At 58.2% G+C, this 18,163-nt stretch carries 18 protein-coding genes and 1 pseudogene; 6 read left to right on the forward strand and 13 right to left on the reverse strand.

Annotation, left to right across the window (positions count from 1 at the left end):
• Positions 1–29 precede the first annotated feature (29 nt).
• From lpdA to AAAB35_RS06930, 5 genes are all read right to left on the reverse strand, one after another.
• Complete coding sequence (gene lpdA / locus AAAB35_RS06910; protein WP_340667469.1) at positions 30–1,427, reverse strand: dihydrolipoyl dehydrogenase; 1,398 nt, start codon at positions 1,425–1,427, stop codon at positions 30–32.
• A gap of 3 nt (positions 1,428–1,430) precedes the next feature.
• Positions 1,431–2,732 (reverse strand): dihydrolipoamide acetyltransferase family protein, encoded by a 1,302-nt coding sequence (locus AAAB35_RS06915; protein ID WP_340667470.1) that lies wholly within the window; start codon positions 2,730–2,732, stop codon positions 1,431–1,433.
• 9 nt (positions 2,733–2,741) lie between these two features.
• Positions 2,742–3,755 (reverse strand): alpha-ketoacid dehydrogenase subunit beta, encoded by a 1,014-nt coding sequence (locus tag AAAB35_RS06920; RefSeq protein ID WP_340667471.1) that lies wholly within the window; start codon positions 3,753–3,755, stop codon positions 2,742–2,744.
• 2 nt (positions 3,756–3,757) lie between these two features.
• On the reverse strand, positions 3,758–5,008 hold the full coding sequence (locus AAAB35_RS06925) for a 3-methyl-2-oxobutanoate dehydrogenase (2-methylpropanoyl-transferring) subunit alpha (protein ID WP_340667472.1): 1,251 nt from the start codon (positions 5,006–5,008) through the stop codon (positions 3,758–3,760).
• A gap of 290 nt (positions 5,009–5,298) precedes the next feature.
• The gene (locus tag AAAB35_RS06930; RefSeq protein WP_340667473.1) at positions 5,299–6,447 is read right to left on the reverse strand and encodes a DUF2336 domain-containing protein; all 1,149 of its coding nucleotides are present in this window, start codon (positions 6,445–6,447) and stop codon (positions 5,299–5,301) included.
• Positions 6,448–6,614: 167 nt separating this feature from the next.
• Between AAAB35_RS06930 and AAAB35_RS06935 the strand changes: the two are divergent.
• Positions 6,615–7,073, forward strand: a pseudogene (locus tag AAAB35_RS06935) (MaoC family dehydratase); the annotation flags it as partial.
• Complete coding sequence (locus AAAB35_RS06940) at positions 7,073–7,945, forward strand: CoA ester lyase (RefSeq protein ID WP_340667474.1); 873 nt, start codon at positions 7,073–7,075, stop codon at positions 7,943–7,945. The pseudogene AAAB35_RS06935 and the gene AAAB35_RS06940, both read left to right, overlap by 1 nt.
• On the opposite strand, the gene AAAB35_RS06945 is transcribed toward AAAB35_RS06940, so the two are convergent.
• Together AAAB35_RS06945 and AAAB35_RS06950 are read right to left on the reverse strand one after the other, a co-directional pair.
• On the reverse strand, positions 7,934–8,548 hold the full coding sequence (locus AAAB35_RS06945) for a flavin reductase family protein (protein ID WP_340667475.1): 615 nt from the start codon (positions 8,546–8,548) through the stop codon (positions 7,934–7,936). The two genes, AAAB35_RS06940 and AAAB35_RS06945, sit on opposite strands and share 12 nt — an antisense overlap.
• 6 nt (positions 8,549–8,554) lie before the next feature.
• Positions 8,555–9,148 (reverse strand): nitroreductase, encoded by a 594-nt coding sequence (locus AAAB35_RS06950; RefSeq protein ID WP_340667476.1) that lies wholly within the window; start codon positions 9,146–9,148, stop codon positions 8,555–8,557.
• A 200-nt stretch (positions 9,149–9,348) separates the two neighbouring features.
• On the opposite strand from AAAB35_RS06950, the gene AAAB35_RS06955 reads away from it, so the two are divergent.
• The gene (locus AAAB35_RS06955) at positions 9,349–10,302 is read left to right on the forward strand and encodes a hypothetical protein (RefSeq protein WP_340667485.1); all 954 of its coding nucleotides are present in this window, start codon (positions 9,349–9,351) and stop codon (positions 10,300–10,302) included.
• 16 nt (positions 10,303–10,318) lie between these two features.
• Here the strand turns inward: AAAB35_RS06955 and AAAB35_RS06960 are convergent, their stop codons facing one another.
• From AAAB35_RS06960 to AAAB35_RS06975, 4 genes are all read right to left on the reverse strand, one after another.
• Positions 10,319–11,137, reverse strand: a complete 819-nt coding sequence (locus AAAB35_RS06960) for a lysophospholipid acyltransferase family protein (RefSeq protein WP_340667486.1) — start codon at positions 11,135–11,137, stop codon at positions 10,319–10,321.
• Between the two features lie 95 nt (positions 11,138–11,232).
• A complete protein-coding gene (gene thrS / locus AAAB35_RS06965) occupies positions 11,233–13,221 on the reverse strand; it encodes a threonine--tRNA ligase (protein WP_340667477.1) in 1,989 nt (662 codons plus the stop codon).
• Between the two features lie 115 nt (positions 13,222–13,336).
• Positions 13,337–13,702, reverse strand: coding sequence for a membrane protein insertion efficiency factor YidD (gene yidD, locus AAAB35_RS06970; RefSeq protein WP_340667478.1), 366 nt, complete (start codon positions 13,700–13,702; stop codon positions 13,337–13,339).
• A 9-nt stretch (positions 13,703–13,711) separates the two neighbouring features.
• On the reverse strand, positions 13,712–14,158 hold the full coding sequence (locus AAAB35_RS06975; RefSeq protein WP_340667479.1) for an iron-sulfur cluster assembly scaffold protein: 447 nt from the start codon (positions 14,156–14,158) through the stop codon (positions 13,712–13,714).
• Positions 14,159–14,427: 269 nt separating this feature from the next.
• On the opposite strand from AAAB35_RS06975, the gene folE reads away from it, so the two are divergent.
• The 3 genes from folE (at position 14,428) to AAAB35_RS06990 (ending at position 16,629) form a co-directional block, all read left to right on the forward strand.
• Positions 14,428–15,054, forward strand: a complete 627-nt coding sequence (gene folE, locus AAAB35_RS06980) for a GTP cyclohydrolase I FolE (protein WP_340667480.1) — start codon at positions 14,428–14,430, stop codon at positions 15,052–15,054.
• 13 nt (positions 15,055–15,067) lie between these two features.
• Entirely contained in the window at positions 15,068–15,484 is a 417-nt protein-coding gene (hisI, locus tag AAAB35_RS06985; RefSeq protein ID WP_340667481.1) for a phosphoribosyl-AMP cyclohydrolase, read from the forward strand.
• A 179-nt stretch (positions 15,485–15,663) separates the two neighbouring features.
• A complete protein-coding gene (locus AAAB35_RS06990) occupies positions 15,664–16,629 on the forward strand; it encodes a patatin-like phospholipase family protein (protein ID WP_340667482.1) in 966 nt (321 codons plus the stop codon).
• A gap of 16 nt (positions 16,630–16,645) precedes the next feature.
• Here AAAB35_RS06990 and AAAB35_RS06995 read toward each other — a convergent pair whose 3' ends face one another.
• Together AAAB35_RS06995 and AAAB35_RS07000 are read right to left on the reverse strand one after the other, a co-directional pair.
• Positions 16,646–17,077, reverse strand: a complete 432-nt coding sequence (locus AAAB35_RS06995) for a CBS domain-containing protein (RefSeq protein ID WP_340667483.1) — start codon at positions 17,075–17,077, stop codon at positions 16,646–16,648.
• A 115-nt stretch (positions 17,078–17,192) separates the two neighbouring features.
• Positions 17,193–17,927 carry a rhomboid family intramembrane serine protease gene (locus AAAB35_RS07000; protein WP_340667484.1) on the reverse strand — a complete coding sequence of 245 codons (735 nt, stop codon included), beginning with the start codon at positions 17,925–17,927 and terminating at the stop codon, positions 17,193–17,195.
• Between the last annotated feature and the right edge of the window lie 236 nt (positions 17,928–18,163).

The following is an 18,163-nucleotide window of genomic DNA, read 5'->3' on the forward strand; positions in this document are numbered from 1 at the left end:
GTCGACGGCGGAGCGTCGCTCGCTCAAGACTAGATATGCAGTGCATGCCCTAGCGCCTTAAGACAGGCCTCGTGAAAGCCTTCGCTCTGCGTCGGATGCGCATGGATCGTTCCCGTGATGTCTTCGAGGCGAGCGCCCATCTCAAGCGCGAGCGCAAACGCAGCCGAAAGCTCGGAAACGCCCTGGCCAACCGCCTGGATGCCGAGGATCAGGTGGTTGCCTGCAGCGGCGACAACGCGCACGAAACCCTCCTCGCCTTCCTGCGTCATGGCGCGGCCATTGGCGACGAAGGGGAACAGCCCGATCTTGACCTCGTGGCCCGCTGCCTTGGCCTCGTCGGGCGAAAGACCGACCGAGACAATCTCGGGATCGGTAAAACACACGGCAGCAATTGCCCGCTTGTCCCAGCTGCGGTTCTCGCCTGCAATGATCTCGGCGACCATCTCGCCCTGCGCCATGGCACGGTGCGCCAGCATCGGCTCGCCGGTCACGTCGCCAATTGCATAAATGCCGCGCATCGAGGTCCGGCATTTGTCGTCGATACGAACGAAGCGCCCGTCCATGTCGATGTCAATTTCTTCGAGCCCCCAGCCGGACGTAACCGGTTTGCGGCCAACGGTGATCAGAACCTTGTCGGCAGGGATCTTGTCGTCCTTGCCATCGGATGTCTCGATGAGGAGCGCATCGCCCTTGGCGCTCATGCCCTTGGCCTTGGCGCCGGTCAGCACCATGATGCCAAGTTCGGACAGGCTGCGCGACACGGGGCGTGTCAATTCAGCATCGTATTGCGGCAGGATTTTCGGCAAGGCCTCGACCACGGTTACCTTGGATCCGAGCTTTGCATAGGCAGTGCCGAGCTCAAGCCCGATATAGCCGCCGCCGACCACGACCATCTTCTCCGGAACCTCACGCAGGGCGAGCGCTTCCGTTGACGAGATGACATTGCCGCCAAACGGTAATGAGGGAATCTCGACAGGCGCCGAGCCCGTTGCAATCACGATGTTTTCAGCGCGAATAATCTGCTGTCCGGTCAAGGTCTCTACCTCGACGGTCTTGCCATCGCGGAACTTCGCCTTGCCGGTGACGATCTTGACATTGGCCTTCTTCAACAGCCCGGCCACCCCATTGTTCAGGCGGCTGACGATGCCGTCCTTCCAGGCAATGGTCTTGGTGAAATCGATCGAAGGCTCGCTCAGTGAAATGCCGAGAGGGGTTTGTCCCGCAGCAAAATGTGCGACCTTGGCAAACTCATCCGCCGCATGGATCAGCGCTTTCGACGGGATGCAACCGACAAGCAGGCACGTGCCACCGACCTTGGCTGCCTCGACGATGACAGTATCGACATTGAGTTGGCCGGCACGAATGGCACATATGTAACCGCCGGGCCCGGCCCCTATCACCAGCAATTTGCAGGAAATATCCTTCATTGGTCAGCCCTCCACAAAGATCAGCGCCGGGGTTTCGAGCAGCGTCTTGATCCGCTGGATGAATACCGCGGCATCCCAACCGTCGATGACGCGATGGTCGAAACTTGATGAAAGGTTCATCATCTTGCGCGGTATGAAGCTGGTGCCATCCCAGACCGGGCGCACCATGATCTTGTTGACCCCGATGATCGCCACCTCGGGATAGTTGATCACCGGCGTTGTCACGACGCCGCCCATACTGCCAAGCGAGGTTATGGTGATCGTCGATCCGGTCAGCTGTTCGCGCGTGGCCGAACCCGTCTTGGCTGCATCAGCGAGGAGATTGACCTCGGCGGCGCAATCCCAGAGCGTCCGCGCCTCTGCATGCTTTACTACGGGAACGACGAGCCCGTTCGGCGTTTGCGCCGCGATACCGATGTGAACGCCGCCATACTGGTTGATGACGTTGGCGTCATCGTCATAGAGGGCATTGAGATTTGGCTGGTCTGCAATTGCCTTGACCATTGCGCGCATCAGGAAAGGAAGAATTGTAAGCTTCGGTTGGTCCGCGCGCTTCTTGGCGTTGAGCGTCGCACGCAATTCCTCTAGCGCGGTGACGTCGATCTCCTCCACATATGTTATGTGCGGAATGTGGGACTTTGCGATCGCCATCTTCTCGGCAATCTTGCGCCGAAGACCAACGACCTTGATTTCCTTTATCGAATTGTCGGGGGCAAGTGCCGCGACGCCGGGGCGCTGTGACCCGCGGGCGAAGAAGGCCTCGAGATCCTCATGGGTGATCCTTCCCGCCGGCCCCGTCCCGCTGACCTGCCGCAGATCGACGCCCGCTTCCCTGGCGCGTAGGCGAATCGCGGGCGAGGCTAACGGCTTCTCGCCCTCGCCGCGCGGTGCCACGCCGCCAATGGACTGGGGCGTCGTCCGGGGCGGTTCCGCGACTGCTGCCGGCTTGGTCTTGGGCTTTTCGGCCTCCGCTTTCGCTGGTTCGAGCTTTTTCTCTGCCTGTAGCGCTGGTGCTTCGGCCTTCGCGGGCTTGGCAGGAGAAGGCTCAGGCGCATGTCCCTCGCCTTCGACCTTGAGCCGGACAAGCGGTGATCCGATCGCTATGATTTGGCCGATTTCGCCGCCAAGCCAGATGATTTCGCCATCGACAGGTGAAGGAATTTCGACAGTCGCCTTGTCGGTCATCACGGCAGCAAGGACCATGTCCTCGCGCACGAGATCGCCGATCTTTACGTTCCACTCAACCAGTTCAGCTTCAGCAACGCCTTCACCGACATCCGGCAGCTTGATGACATATTCACCCATCTTCTGCTCCTAACCTTCCAGCGTTTCGACGAGGGCCCTGCCGACGCGCGTCGGGCCCGGGAAATAGTCCCACTCCTGCGCGTGCGGATAGGGCGTATCCCACCCGGCCACGCGGGCGACTGCAGCTTCAAGCTTGTAAAAACAGTGTTCCTGCACCAGCGCGGCGAGTTCCGCACCAAATCCCGATGTGAGAGTGGCTTCGTGGACGATGATACAGCGGCCAGTCTTGCTGACCGATTCGACGATTGTTTCGAGATCGAGCGGCAGCAGGGTCCGGAGATCGATGATTTCGGCGTCGATGCCGTTTTCTTCCGCGGCAGCCTCCGCGACGTAGACCATGGTGCCATAGGCAAGGATCGTCATCTGTGCGCCTTCACGCCGCTTGATCGCCTTGCCGAGCGGCACGGTATAGTGACCATCGGGCACATCGCCAAGATCGTGCTTCGACCAGGGCGTCACAGGTCGGTCGTGATGCCCGTCAAAAGGACCGTTATAGAGACGTTTCGGCTCCAGGAAGATGACGGGATCCGGATCTTCGATAGAAGCGATGAGAAGGCCCTTGGCATCGTGCGGATTGGAAGGCATCACGACCTTCAACCCGGAAACATGGGTAAACAGCGCTTCAGGACTCTGGCTATGCGTCTGCCCCCCGAAGATACCGCCACCGGTCGGCATCCGAATGACGATCGGGCAGGTAAAGCCGCCGTTGGAACGGTAGCGCAGCCGGGCAGCTTCGGAGACTATCTGGTCATAGGCGGGATAGACGTAATCGGCGAACTGAATTTCAACGCAGGGCTTCAACCCATAGGCAGCCATGCCGATCGCTGCACCGACAATGCCGGACTCGCTGATCGGCGCATCGAAACAGCGCGTCTTGCCGTATTTCGCCTGCAGCCCCTGCGTACAGCGGAAAACACCGCCAAAGAAACCCACATCCTCGCCGAAGACCACCACATCATCGTCGCGTTCCATCGTGATATCCATCGCATCACGAATGGCTTCGATCATTGTCTTGCGGGCCATCTTCAGACTCCTGCCTGCTGGCGTTGACGACGCAGATGCGGCGGCATGGTTTCGTAAACGCCTTCGAACATATCGCGCGCCGAGGGTTTTCCGCCCGCGTGCAGTGTGCCGTGGCCTTCCGCCTCCTTCTGAGCGGTAATCACCACATCGAGGATTTCCGCTTCCGTTTGCTTGTGACGCTCTTCCGTCCAGGCGCCGCGGAAAATCAGGTGATTCTTGAGCCGCACGATCGGATCGCCAAGCGGCCAGGCGTCCGACTCTGTCTTTGGTCGATAGGCCGAAGGATCATCGGAAGTCGAGTGGGCGCCGACGCGATAGGTCACGTATTCGACCAGGGTTGGCCCGAGGTTGCGCCTTGCCCGCTCGATCGCCCATTGCGCCACCGCGTAGACCGCGAGGTAGTCGTTGCCATCGACGCGCAATGCAGGGATGCCAAAACCGAGGCCACGAGCGGCAAACGTGCCCGAACCACCGCGGGCAATGCCCTGGAATGTCGATATCGCCCACTGATTATTGACGATGTTGAGCACGACTGGCGCCTTGTAGGTCGACGCGAACACCAGCGATGCATGAAAATCCGACTCCGCCGTGGATCCGTCGCCAATCCAGGCTGCTGCAATCTTCGTGTCGTTCTTGATGGCCGAGGCCATGGCCCAGCCCACGGCCTGGATATATTGCGTCGCGAGGTTTCCCGAGATCGAGAAGAAACCATGCTCCTTCGACGAATACATGATCGGCAGCTGCCTGCCCTTCAGGGGGTCGCGCTCATTGGAATAAATCTGGCACATCATCTCGACCATGGGATAGTCATCGGCGATCAGCAGGCCTGCCTGCCGATAGGTCGGAAAGTTCATGTCGCCCGGAGCAAGCGCCTTGCGAAAGGCGCAGCTTACGGCCTCCTCGCCGAGATGCTGCATATAGAAGGAGGTCTTGCCCTGGCGCTGGGCTATCTGCATGCGGGCATCAAAGGTCCGCAGCGTCATCATATGGCGCAGGCCCTCGACAAGCTGTTCGTCGGTAAGGAGTCCCGCCCATGGGCCAACCGCCTCGCCGTCGCGGGTCAGAACGCGGATGATGGAAAAGGCGAGATCGCGGAACTCCTCCGGATTGGCATCGATCTCGGGACGTCGGACCGTACCTGCCTCGGGGATATCTACGTTAGAAAAGTCCGGCTCGCCGCCATGCCGCACTGCCGGCTCCGGCACATGCAGGCTCAAGGGACCAAATTCTCCAAGGGGACCGTCATTCGACATGTCATCGCCTCCCAACCACTGACATTTTCCACGCACTCTACCATGAATTATTAGGTCAGCAATACTGTCTTAAACTGAAGGCCGTAGATCGAACATAATTCTTGAGATCGAAAAAACACTCACATCCACTTGAAAACTATAAATATCTTCATCTCAGGAGCGACGGGATAGAAGAGCTCATGCGTCCAAAAAAGCAAGAATGCGTCAATTCAGATGCAGAGGGCCAGCGTAATAATTCGCCACCGGCCCGCATTTTGTAATCAAATACGGCCTCAAATGAAATCGGAGCTTCAGGCTGCTGTAATTGCAAGTACCTGTTCGCGTGCATTTTCCCGAATGGCATCAAGATGGATGCGTTTCAGAAGCGAAAGCATATCATCGTTGGCGGCGACGGGAAGCGTGCCAGCGGCCTGCGCGACCGGCTCCACATGTTCGATCATCCGGCGAATGATCTCGTGAGAACCAGCCGCAAGTTTACCTTTGGCAACGTTGCGCCAGGCATCGAGCGCCACCTTGAGTGGAAGGTGGGTACTGGTGGGCAGGCCCGCAGCGGTAAGCAAAGCACCGAGGGCAGCGGGACGTCCATCGATAAGCAAACTGCGGACACGTAAAAGGCTATATCCAGAGAGCGCGACCAGGATGGCCGCGAAGAAATCGATCCGACCAGCAGCCACGATCCTGATCACAAAGGCAGTCGTGAGATCGCCGCGCAGTTGCAGATGCCCTATGAGGGCCGGATATTCATCCACCCGCGTTGCCGAAACGAGGTTTACCGATGCCCTTATGCAGGCTTCCCGCGTGATCCGTTTTGCCCGGCGCTCCCCCATGAGTGCCACTACGATATCCATCTGACACAGCGCCTCGGCAATTTGTACCGCCAATGTGTGCCTGCAATCGGCTGGAAGACGGTTGTCGTCGATCAGCAGCGTCCTGATTTCCGCGACGTCACCGAGGCGCTCGAGCAGCCTGCGAAAGCTGATGTCAGCGATCTGCGCCTGGGTATTGGCCAGCAACGTCTCAATCGCCCCGATCTCGCCGATTTCAATAAGGGCCGCGCTGACCGCATAGGACACCTTCGCCCTCGCTGCGATGATGCGCTGCGCTTCACAGCTACCGCCAGCCACACAATCGATGAGGTCGGCATCGCTCAGCAATACCGAACGGCCAAGAATGTAGGTTGCGACCTCGATCTGGTCGCGAGCAAGGCTGGCAACGATATGAGCAGGGGCATGTGCGCTTGTCGAAAATGCTTCGGCAAGGGCCAGCCGTACCTTCGGTGAGGGATCGTCCAGAAGCAGCGTCAAAACCGCTTCGGTTGAACACTTTTCATCGAATTCAAGGTCAGATCGCAGGTAGATATGAGCCAGGGCCGCGGCCGCATGACAGCGCTGCGCCACAGAAGCATTGTGGATCATCTTCAGATAATGCTGAACGGACATTCTTTTTTCGCCCCCGAATCCCCTGATTGCCCTCAACTCTAAAGGCAAAAAGTTTACGATCGGTTCACCATGCCCGTTAACCATGTTGGTATACTGAAGCAGCAGGTTGCGATCCGGCGGCCGCCGCCCTAGTCTCTGCCGCAAAAACATCAAGGAGACGCGAGGCGCCAATGGCCGGGCTTTATCTGGAAGATTTTGAGATCGGGCATGTGTTTCAACACGCGCTGCGCAAGACGGTCACCGAAAGCGACAACATGCTGTTCTCGGTGATGACGCTCAACCCGCAACCTCTGCACATCGATTTCGATTTTGCGTCGAAGACCGAATGGGGAAAGCCGCTGGTGAATTCGTTGTTCACGCTCGGACTGATGATCGGCATATCCGTCAACGATACGACGGTCGGCACGACGATCGCCAATCTTGGCATGACCGACGTGACCTTTCCTTCCCCGCTATTTCATGGCGATACGGTTCGCGTCGAGACCCAGGTGATCTCGGTGCGGCGCTCCAAATCGAAGCCTGATCGAGGCATTGTCGAATTCGAACACAGGGCCTTCAACCAGCACGGCATACTCGTCGCAAAATGCACGAGGCAGGCAATGATGAAATCGAAGGGTACCGTCTGATGCGCTCGCTCCTGTTCGTGCCGGGCGATTCGGAGAAAAAACTGGAAAAAGGCCTCGGAAGCGGCGCAGACATTCTGCTGATCGATCTCGAGGACTCCGTTGGCGCCGGGCGCAAGCAAGCGGCGCGGGATATCGCGTCGCAATTCCTGCGAGCGCATAGGGCGACAAATCTCCCACGGCTTTTCGTGCGGATCAACGATCTGACAAGCGGGCTTGCCGATGATGATCTTGCAGCGGTTATGCCCGCGATGCCGGAAGGCATCCTCTTGCCGAAATCCAACAGTGGAAAAGATGTCACGCGGCTTTCCGCCAAGCTCAACGTACATGAAGCGGCGAGCGGAGCCGAGGAAGGTTCCACGACGATTCTCGCGCTTATCACCGAAACCGCAATCGGCACGCTCTCGGCAGCCAGCTATCCAGGCTGCTCTAACCGGCTCACAGGTCTCAGCTGGGGCGCCGAGGATCTGTCGGCGGCGATAGGCGCACGATCGCCGCGCAACGAAACGGGTGCCTATACGGACGTGTTCCGGCTGGCTCGGGCCGTGACCATCCTCGGTGCGTCCGCCGCGGACGTCGCCGCTATCGACACTGTCTACATCAACTATCGCGATGATGCGGGGCTTGAGCGGGAATGCGTGGAAGGCGAGCGCGACGGCTTTACCGCAAAGCTCGCCATCCATCCGGCACAAGTTCCGATCATCAACAAGGTTTTCACGCCGTCGGCTGACGCTGTCGCGCAAGCCCGGAAGATTGTCGATGCGTTCGCGGCCGAACCATCGGCGGGCGTTATCGGCATTGACGGGCTGATGTTCGACCGTCCGCACCTTCGGCGGGCCGAGCGCCTTCTTGCCCGAGCCCAATCAGCGTCCTGATTCTTCCCATTTGGGCCGAAACATCTGAAAGGTCTCGGAGACCGAGGCAAAGTCCATGTAGCCGAGGCGCGAGACGGGCTGGGCCTTCGTCATGTCCACGAGGCCATTGGTCAGGATTGTCTCGTCGATGTGAACACCTACCACCTCGCCAATTACCATAATGGCGCTGACCGGATTGCCGTGCCGGTCCTTCGGCTTGTGAATTTCGGTCACGACACATTCGAGCGTCGCAAAGGCCTCGGCAACGCGCGGCGCTGCAATCAGCGTACAATCGACCGGCGTAAGGCCGGAATATTCGAACTCGCTGACCCCGCGCGGCGCATTGACCGAGGTTGCATTCATCGCCACGGAGAGATTGGCGCTCACCAGGTTGGCCGCAAACTCGCGCGTCTCCTCAATGAAGGCGACGCTGTCCTTGTGACCTTCGGACGAAAACATGATCAAACACGGTCTCGTGCTGATCATGTTGAAGAAGGAATACGGTGCGAGATTGATCTTGCCCTCACGCGACCTGCTGGAAATCCAGCCGATCGGGCGTGGTGCGACAATGGCCTTCAACGGGTCGTGGGGAAGTCTGTGGCCATCCTCGTACCTGTAGAACATCTGGCTTCACCCTTCCCAGGGGCCGGAATACTCGGAAAGAATATCCTTTACGTCGGGTCTTGGGCGCTCGGGAACTTTCTGGTCGCAAGTGCCGATATGGACAAAACCGGCCACGCGCTCACGCGGCGCCAGCCCGAGCAATGCCCGGCCCTTCTCGTCGGATGCATACCAGTTGCTGATCCAATTCGTGGCATAGCCAAGCGCATTGGCGGCGAGCGAAAGGTTCATGGCCGCGGCGCCAGAGGAAAGAAACTGTTCCCACTCGGGAATGTGATGCTCAACCGGGGAAAAGATCACGCCGATGACCAGGGGCGCGCGCGCGAAGCGCTTCAATTCCTGCTCGCGCCGCTGTTCGGTAAGTGGCCCCTCCCGCTCTTCGGCAAGCGCCGCAAGATAGGAGCCGATCCGTTCGCGCGCCTCGCCGCGGTAGATAATGAATCGCCACGGTGTCAAGCGACCATGATCAGGCACCCGAGAAGCTATGCGGATCATCGTCTCGATCTCGCTGTCGGATGGCGCGGGAAGGCCGATCGCGGAAATGGGCGTCGAACTGCGCGTCGACAAGAATTCGATAACCGAAAGGGGAACAGATGTATCCATAATAGTCCTGCTTTTACGATGCGCCGACAATGTGGTGGTTTCTCGGGCCAAGTAAAGGTGCGGCATAGCGAAAAAGCCTTGAAATTGCCATCGGCTTCGGATCAAACCGTTGCATGGGTGCAGCCAATTATTTTCCGGCAGGATGGAAAGCTTTCAAATGCGGACATGTCCGTATCGCGATCGTATTTGCTGGCTTGGTAATGCACGCTTCGGGTGTGTCCGCACAATCGCTGGCACCGGACTTGCCGCAGACGCCGGCGGTTGAACTGCCGATGATTCCCAATCTTCGCGAATATGCCAATCCCAAGGCCCCGGCTAATAACCCGCTGGCAAACGAGCCGGAACTGGTCCTGTCGGCGAAGCTTTCGGAGGAAGGCAATCCCATCGGGCGCGGATTGGTCTGGCGGGTGTTTGCCCCCGAGCCCAGCGGCGACGGTAAACTGGCGTTGCTCGCCACCGCCAAGGGCGGCACGACGTCGTTCAACCTGGCGCCGGGCAGCTATCTCGTGCATGTGGCGTTTGGGCGTGCAGGTGCAACGAAACGCATTACGATGACCCGTTCCAAGCGCTCGGAGACGATGATCCTCGATGCGGGCGGCGTCAAACTCAATGCTGTCCTCTCCGGCGGCGCCCGTATTCCGCCGGATCAGTTGCGTTTCTCCATCTACGAGGACCACGAGGATACGAATGGCGAACGTGCGCTCATCATCCCCGACGTAAAGCCGGACACGGTGGTGCGTCTCAACACCGGCACCTATCAGATCGTTTCCAATTATGGCACCGCGAATGCAGTGATCCGCGCCGATATCCGTGTCGAGGCGGGCAAGATCACCGAGGCCAATGTGGAGCACCGTGCGGCACAACTGACGCTGAAACTCGTGCGCGAGCAAGGCGGCGAGGCACTGGCCGACACGGCCTGGTCCGTTCTTACCACGTCGGGCGATATCGTGCGGGAGAGCGTAGGTGCCTTTGCCTCGATCGTTCTCGCCGAAGGTGACTACGTCATCATTGCCAAGAACAAGGACAAGATCTACCAGCGTGATTTCAAGGTCGTCGCCGGCCGAAACCAGGATGTTGAAGTTGTGGCCGCTGAGGGCGCAGCAACTGCGACAAGCACCAGCCAGCCCGCCGACGGCGAAGAGCCGCTGGATTGACTATTGGATCGGTCGCTCAGCGAAGCTTTGGTTGCAGCGAGAAGACGGAGTTGTAAAGGTACTCGAGCATCTGCTTGCGATCCTCAATGACCTTGAGTTCATCCCAGCCGATTACCCTTCCGATGCGCGCTTCGATGGACTTGCCTGAAAGGCGCCGGAATTCACGAATCAGCAGCGAAATGCGTAGCGTCATCGACACCTTGCTGGCAAGGTGGAAGAAACGGCCGTTCTGGCCGCCAAAATAGACCGGAATGACCGATGCCTTTGCCTGCTGGACAAGTTTTGCCGGGAATATCTTCCAGGGCAGGTCTTCGGCACGGCCAAAACCCCTGGGTGCCGTTGCAACGCCTCCTGCCGGGAAGACCACGATGGTCACGCCTTCCTTCAGAAGCCGTACGGCCTCGTGGCGCGTTGCCATGTTCATCGCCATGGCTTCCTTGGTTTCGTCAAAACAGACGGGTAGCGCATAGGGCCGAATTTCCGGCACTTTCAGAAGATCATTGTTGATGAGAACACGAAACGGCCGGCCAAGCTGTTCCGCGAGCGCGAGGGCGGCGATGCCGTCGCCAATACCGTAAGGATGGTTCGCGATCATGACCAGGGGCGTATCGGGAAGGTCGCGCGGGGGCCACTGATCCCGGATATCCAGGTGAACGTTGATCAGATCCATCATGCGGCAGAACACGTCGATGCCAGCAGGAACGATATCCCTGCGCCAGATATCGTAAAGGCCTGCATAGTAGTTGCGGCCGGAAATGCCCTCAATGGCCCGAATCAACCACTGGGTCAGGCGTGACTGGGTGTCATTGGCATAGGATAACTCGGGAAAGTGCACGTTAGGCCTTTGGCTGAAATGAATTTGAACAATTTTCTCGTAATGATGTGACAGCGCGATGAACGTCACCGCGCCGTCATATTTCGGCTTTTAGCCTATTCCGCGGCGAGCCGCGCAATATCCGGCGGCGTTGCTTCGGCGGTCAGTTGCGCGATGGCTTCGTCCAGCGTCAGCGACACTTGGCTCTGCGAGCCGAGACGGCGCATGTTGACCGAACGCTCCTCCGCCTCCCGCATGCCGCAGACGAGAATGACCGGAACCTTCTGCAAGGAATGCTCGCGCACCTTGTAGTTGATCTTTTCGTTGCGGAAATCGGTGATGACCTGAAGGCCGGCCGCCTTCAGTTCCTTAGCGACCTGCGCGCCGTAGCTGTCGGCCTCGGAGGTGATCGTCGCCACAACAACCTGTACTGGCGCGAACCACAGCGGCATGTGTCCGGAATAATTCTCGATCAGAATGCCGAGGAAGCGTTCCATCGAGCCGCAGATTGCGCGGTGGATCATCACCGGCTGCTTCTTCTCCGAGGTCGAGTCTATATAGAAGGCGCCAAATCGTTCCGGCAGGTTGAAATCGACCTGGGTCGTTCCGCATTGCCAGTCGCGGCCAATCGCATCGCGCAATACATATTCGAATTTGGGGCCATAGAAAGCACCCTCGCCCGGATTGATTGCCGTCTTGATCTTGCCACCCGACTGCGCTTCGATCGTGTTGAGCACCTTGCTCATCACCGCCTCGGCACGATCCCACAACTCATCCGAACCGACGCGCTTGTCGGGACGCGTCGACAGCTTCACAGTGATACCCTCAAAGCCGAAATCAGCATAGGTCGTCAGTATCAGATCATTGATGCGCAGGCACTCGGCCTCCATCTGTTCGTCCGTGCAGAAGATATGTGCATCATCCTGCGTGAATCCGCGTACGCGCATCAGACCATGCAGCGCTCCTGACGGCTCGTAGCGGTGCACGTTGCCAAATTCGGCAAGTTTTACCGGTAGATCGCGGTACGACTTCAGGCCGTGCTTGAAAATCTGCACGTGTCCCGGACAGTTCATAGGTTTCAGGGCGAAGACACGCTCATCGTCGGTTTCATCGCCGGCAACCGTAACCTTGAACATGTTGTCGCGGTACCAACCCCAGTGCCCCGATGTCTCCCACAGGGATTTGTCGAGTACCTGGGGTGCGTTGACTTCGCTATAGCCATGACTGTCGAGCCTGCGGCGCATATAGCTGACAAGGTTCTGGAACATGCGCCAGCCCTTGGGGTGCCAAAAGACGACGCCCGGGCCCTCCTCCTGGAAATGGAACAAATCCATTTCGCGGCCGAGGCGGCGGTGGTCGCGCTTTTCCGCCTCCTCCAGCATGTGCAGGTAGGCATTTAGATCGGCGTCGTTGGCGAAGGCGGTTCCATAGATGCGGCTCAACATCGGATTGTTGCTGTCGCCACGCCAATAGGCGCCCGCCACCTTCATCAGCTTGAACGAGTTACCGATCTGCCCCGTCGAGGCCATGTGCGGACCGCGGCAGAGATCGTACCAATCGCCCTGCGCGTAAATCTTGAGGTCCTGACCTTCCGGGATGGCGTCGACGAGTTCGACCTTGTAGGTCTCGCCCTTCTCGGCAAAAACCTTGCGCGCCTTTTCGCGCGACCAGATTTCCTTGGTGAACGGCTTGTTGCGGGCAATGATCTCCCGCATTTTCTTTTCGATTAACGGCAGATCGTCGGGCGTGAACGGCTCATTCTTGGCAAAGTCGTAGTAGAAGCCATTCTCGATAACAGGTCCGATGGTAACCTGTGTTCCCGGAAACAACTCCTGAACTGCTTCAGCGAGGACGTGGGCACAATCGTGCCGGATGAGTTCGAGCGCGCGCGGATCGTCGCGCGTCAGGATCTCGACCGTGCCGCCCTTCTGAAGCGGATCGGAAAGATCGCGCACGACGCCGTCGACGGCATAGGCCACCGACTTCTTGGCAAGTGATTTGGAAATCGATTCTGCAAGTTCCGCGCCGGTCAAATGAGCGTCGTAATCGCGCTGGGAGCCATCGGGGAAACGCAGGGATACAGTCTTTGCAACTGCCTGGGACATACATCTACTCCTATCCAGTCCCGCCAACGATTGCGGGTGGTGTTGAACAACCGGACTTCCTGTCCGGCGAGCGGACTTCTAAAGCCTGTTTCGTCTGGCGTAAAGTACCCCTGCCTCAGCTTTTGCGCGAGGCGATCGCCCAGTAGCGCCAAGGCATATACCAGACATAGCGCTCATCCAGCGTCGTCGGTACAGGGTCGAGCCCGTGCGTTCCTCCCGGACCGCAGCGTAGAACCCGGAACAATCCCATCCAGCCGCCCGGCCAAAGTCCATAACGGGCAATCGACTCGTAGGCATATTCCGAGCAGGTCGGCAGGTGGCGGCAGGAATTACCGATGAAGCCGGACAATGTGAGTTGATAGAGACGCACCAGCCCTGTCCCGAGGAGCCGGCCGGGCGTCTTTCGCCAAGGTCCGCTCCAGTTTCGGGAATAGCGCGGGGGTGATTTGGGGAGGTGGTCGCGCAGAGGCTGGTCGCACATGATGCTGTTTCAGGCCGCGGCCTCGGCGGTCTTCTTTTCGATTTGATTTATGCAATCGACCACCGCGTCAAACGTCAGCATGGTTGAATTATGCCGCGCTTTGTAATCGCGCACCGGTTCGAGAAACTTGAGATCCTCGAAACGGCCTTCGGGCGGCGCGCCGTTTTCTTTCAGCATTTTGAACATCGTATCGCGCACATCGCGCAATTCCTGCGCAGATGCACCGATGACGTGCCGTGCCATGATCGAAGAGGAAGCCTGCCCCAAGGCGCAAGCTCTGACGTCATGGGCGAAATCGGAAACAACCCCATCCTTCATCTTCAAATCGACGATAACCGTCGAGCCGCACAATTTCGAATGGGCGGTTGCCGTAGCATCCGGATTTTCAAGGCGGCCGACCCTTTGAATATTCCCGGCGAACTCGAGAATCCGTCCGTTATAGACGTCGTTGATCATGATGGATGCCTGTTCCTCGACACAGTGTTCATCGCAATTGCGTCAATCAGTATCTTTTTACCCTATGAATTCTGTACGCGATTTCTATATAGTATGTGAGTAGGCTAGCACAAAGTCGAATAGATTAAATTCTGTCATTCGGTAAGGTGCTGGTGGCGTTGGCAAAATTTGACAGCGCTTGCTTCAATACACCGTCCGTTCGCTGGAACGACTATCGTGTATTGCCGTTTAACTCGTCGCTCCTTTGAGGGCGGCTACGGGAGATCGCGATGGATGCGGTAATTAAGAACTTGCAGTCAGCTACGGCCAAGCAGGATAACACCAAACGCCCCACCCAGAAGGAAGCCGAGGACGCAGTGCGTACGCTCCTGCTCTGGGCCGGCGACAATCCGGACCGTGAGGGATTGCTCGATACGCCGGAACGCGTGGCCAAGGCCTACAGGGAGCTGTTTTCCGGCTACGGACAGGATCCGGCGGAAGTACTCGGTCGTACCTTCGAGGAGATCGCGGGCTACGAAGATATCGTCCTCATTCAAGACATTCCGTTCTTCTCCCATTGCGAGCACCATATGGTGCCCATAATCGGCAAGGCGCACGTTGCCTATCTGCCGGATGGAGAGAAGGTTGTGGGCTTGTCCAAAATCGCACGCGTGGTCGATATCTATGCGCACCGCCTGCAAACGCAGGAGAGCATGACCGCCCAGATCGCCAATGCCATCCAGGACTCGCTGCAACCGCGGGGCGTTGCCGTCATGATCGAAGCGGAACATATGTGCATGTCGATGCGCGGTATCCGCAAATCCGGTTCGACAACGACGACGACGACTTTCACCGGGGCTTATAAGTCCGATGTCAACGAACAGGTCCGTTTCATGACGCTCGTCAGGGGTCGCTAGTCAGAACCATTCGATGACCGAGTTTTCCGAACCGCTCGCTGACAAGCATCAGAATGAAGAGGGCGCGGTGTTCGCACCGCGCTTTGATTCGTCCGGCCTTATCACCGCCATCGTCACCGATTCCCAGGACGGCCATCTGCTGATGGTAGCCCATATGAATGCTGAAGCACTGCGCCTCACCCTTGAGACGGGAATTGCCCACTACTGGTCGCGCTCGCGCAACACGCTCTGGAAAAAAGGCGAAACATCGGGAAACTTGCAGACCGTCGTGGAGGTGCACACCGATTGCGACCAGGACGCACTGTGGCTCAAGGTTCGGGTCGCTGGCGATGGTCCGACATGCCACACGGGTCGCCGTTCCTGCTTTTATCGCCAGGTCGTCACCACGAACGGAACATCATCATTGGTAGTGCAGTTAGAGACAAAGTAGAGCTTCCTTAGCCATAGGGCCAATATGGACGGAAAAGTCTCTATGCCTCGTAACCGCCATTATCGATCTTTGTAATCCTATTTCCTTGATTGGCTAAGGGGCCACAATTCCGCAATATTTATCCTTTGGATACCAATGTAGAGGGATAATGAGTCAGTACGACGTCAGGAGTGTGTGCCATGCTCGAATGGGCATCGCGCCGGTTACGCGCGGCAGAATCGATCGGCATTAGTGATAGCCCGGGCGTGCAATTGATTGCACCAGAGCAGCCCCGAGACAAGAAAACCCCCATTGCCCTGGCGCTTGGCGGCGGAGCGGCGCGTGGCTGGGCGCATATTGGCGTGTTGCGCGCGCTCGACGAGGCGGGAATCGAAATTTCCATGATTGCCGGAACGTCCATCGGGGCGCTGGTCGGCGGATGTTATCTCGCCGGAAAGCTCGACCAGCTGGAAGATTTTGCGCGCAGCCTGACAAAGCGCGGCATCTTCAGCCTGCTTGACCTGCGTTTTCGCGGCAATGGCCTCTTCGGCGGCATGAAGCTCGATAGGCGCCTGCGTGAGCATCTAGAAGAGCTTTCGATCGAGCACCTTGGGAAACCGTTCATCGCCGTGTGCACCGAAATCAACACCGGCCACGAAATCTGGCTGACCCGCGGCAGCCTGATCACCGCGATGCGCGCGTCCTATGCTCTCCCCGGCGTATTCGAACCCGTCGATTGCAACGGCCGGACGTTGGTCGATGGGGCATTGGTCAATCCGGTTCCGGTATCGGTATGCCGTGCCCACGAGCAACCCCTCGTCGTCGCGGTCAACCTTCATTACGATCAATTTGGTCGCGCGGCCGTCATCAAGCATGCCGCTGAAGGCCCGCCGTCGGCGACAGGCGATGGCGAGATCGCAGCAGCACGCTCCGCCTCCAAAAGGCTCGGCATCACCGGGGTGATGATGGAGGCGTTCAATATTATCCAAGACCGCATCTCACGGGCGCGCATGGCAGGCGATCCGCCGGATATCGCGCTGCTGCCGAAAATCGGCCACGTCGGGCTGGCCGAGTTCCATCGCGCTGACGAAGCGATCAAACTCGGCTATGAAGAGACCATGGCGCGCCTTGGCGAATTAGAGCGCATGCAGAAGCTGGTGTTCTAGCCGTCCTGCACGAGTTTCACGCGGTTGCGATATAGGTCCGGATTTCCTCCGATTCGCGTTCAACCTCTTCAATGCGAAGCTTGACGACGTCACCAATCGAGACGAGCCCGTGCAATTGCCCGTCTTTTTCGACAGGAAGGTGGCGGAAGCGTCCTCGCGTCATCATTTCCATGACCTGATTGACGGTATGGCGTTCGCTGCACACGCTGACCTTTGCGGTCATGATATCGGAGATTGGCCTTGCCAGCGCATCGGCGCCGTCCGCAGCGATCGCCCGCACTACATCGCGTTCAGAAAGAATGCCCTTTATCGCCTTTTTGTCGTTGCAGACGACAATCGCACCTATTTTGTGCTTGGCGAGGATGGAAACCGCTTCGGCGAGGGTGGTATCCGGGGCCGTGTTGAATACGTCGTAACCCTTGCGTTCGAGTATCAATTTGACTGTCATGTACATCCTCCTTGCACAATTGACATCTGACCCTCGAAAATCCCCTAACTACATCCGAAGGTCCTGACCTAACTCATGGTGCGCGTAAGTTGCACCTATTGCAACCGCTGAGCAATTATACCAACAGATCTGCGTCTCTACGACCGCGATCCGGCCTGTCGAATAGGGATATGCCGAAAAAACCCACCAGAAAGCCGCCAATATGCGCTTCCCAGGCAATTGTCGCAGAATCATCGGCACCGACGGAAAGCACGCCTGTGACGACGTTCGTGACAAACCAGACGCCGAGAAAGACAATGACCATCCGCATCCGCAACGCCACGGCGATGGGTAATATGTCGCCAACGAAAGCCGCGGAATTTCGCGCGGTCGAGCGGCGGAAGCCAAAGCGGGCAGCAGCACCCATCATCCCAGAAACCGCTCCCGAAGCACCGACAAGCGGCGTCATGCTGTCGGGGTAGACGGCATAATGCGTCAAGGCCGCCGCAAGGGCCGTGGCAATCCAGAACAACGTCGTTCGCAAAGGCCCTATCCGCGCTGCCAAAGGTGAACCGAAAGCTGCGAGCCAGATCATATTGAGCGCAATATGGGCGAAACTGCCATGCATGAAAGAATAGGTTACCGTCGTCAGCCAGGCCGCCGGTGAATAAACCCCGCCATATTGCGAGAATCGCGCGGGAATGAACGCAAAGTCCAACAGCAACGTGCTGGCCTGCTGTTCATCCAGCACATAGGCATCCACAACGTAGACGACGGCGCATAGCCCCATGATTGCGAGGATGATGCCGGGAATGTTGAATACTGGCTCGCGGCCGGTGGTGTTGTTCTGAATATCCGCTCGGTCGCTCATGCACTGCCCCATTGTCATCGCTAGTGGCAGGCTATCCGGTTCCAGGCGTATCGCCAAGCATAAGCGTCGAAAGAAAGAAGGCCGCTCAGCGGGAAGCGAGCGGCCTCAAGTTCATGAGCATCTGAATGTGCAAACTCCAATGAAAGCTTTGTCACACAGCCGGAACCGTAGCTCAATCGAAACCAATTATTAACCTTAATCGCCCACCGCAGTGGACCCGGCTACTTCACAGGTGG

The sequence above is a fragment of the Phyllobacterium sp. genome, assembly GCF_037994425.1.
Lineage (GTDB): Bacteria > Pseudomonadota > Alphaproteobacteria > Rhizobiales > Rhizobiaceae > Phyllobacterium.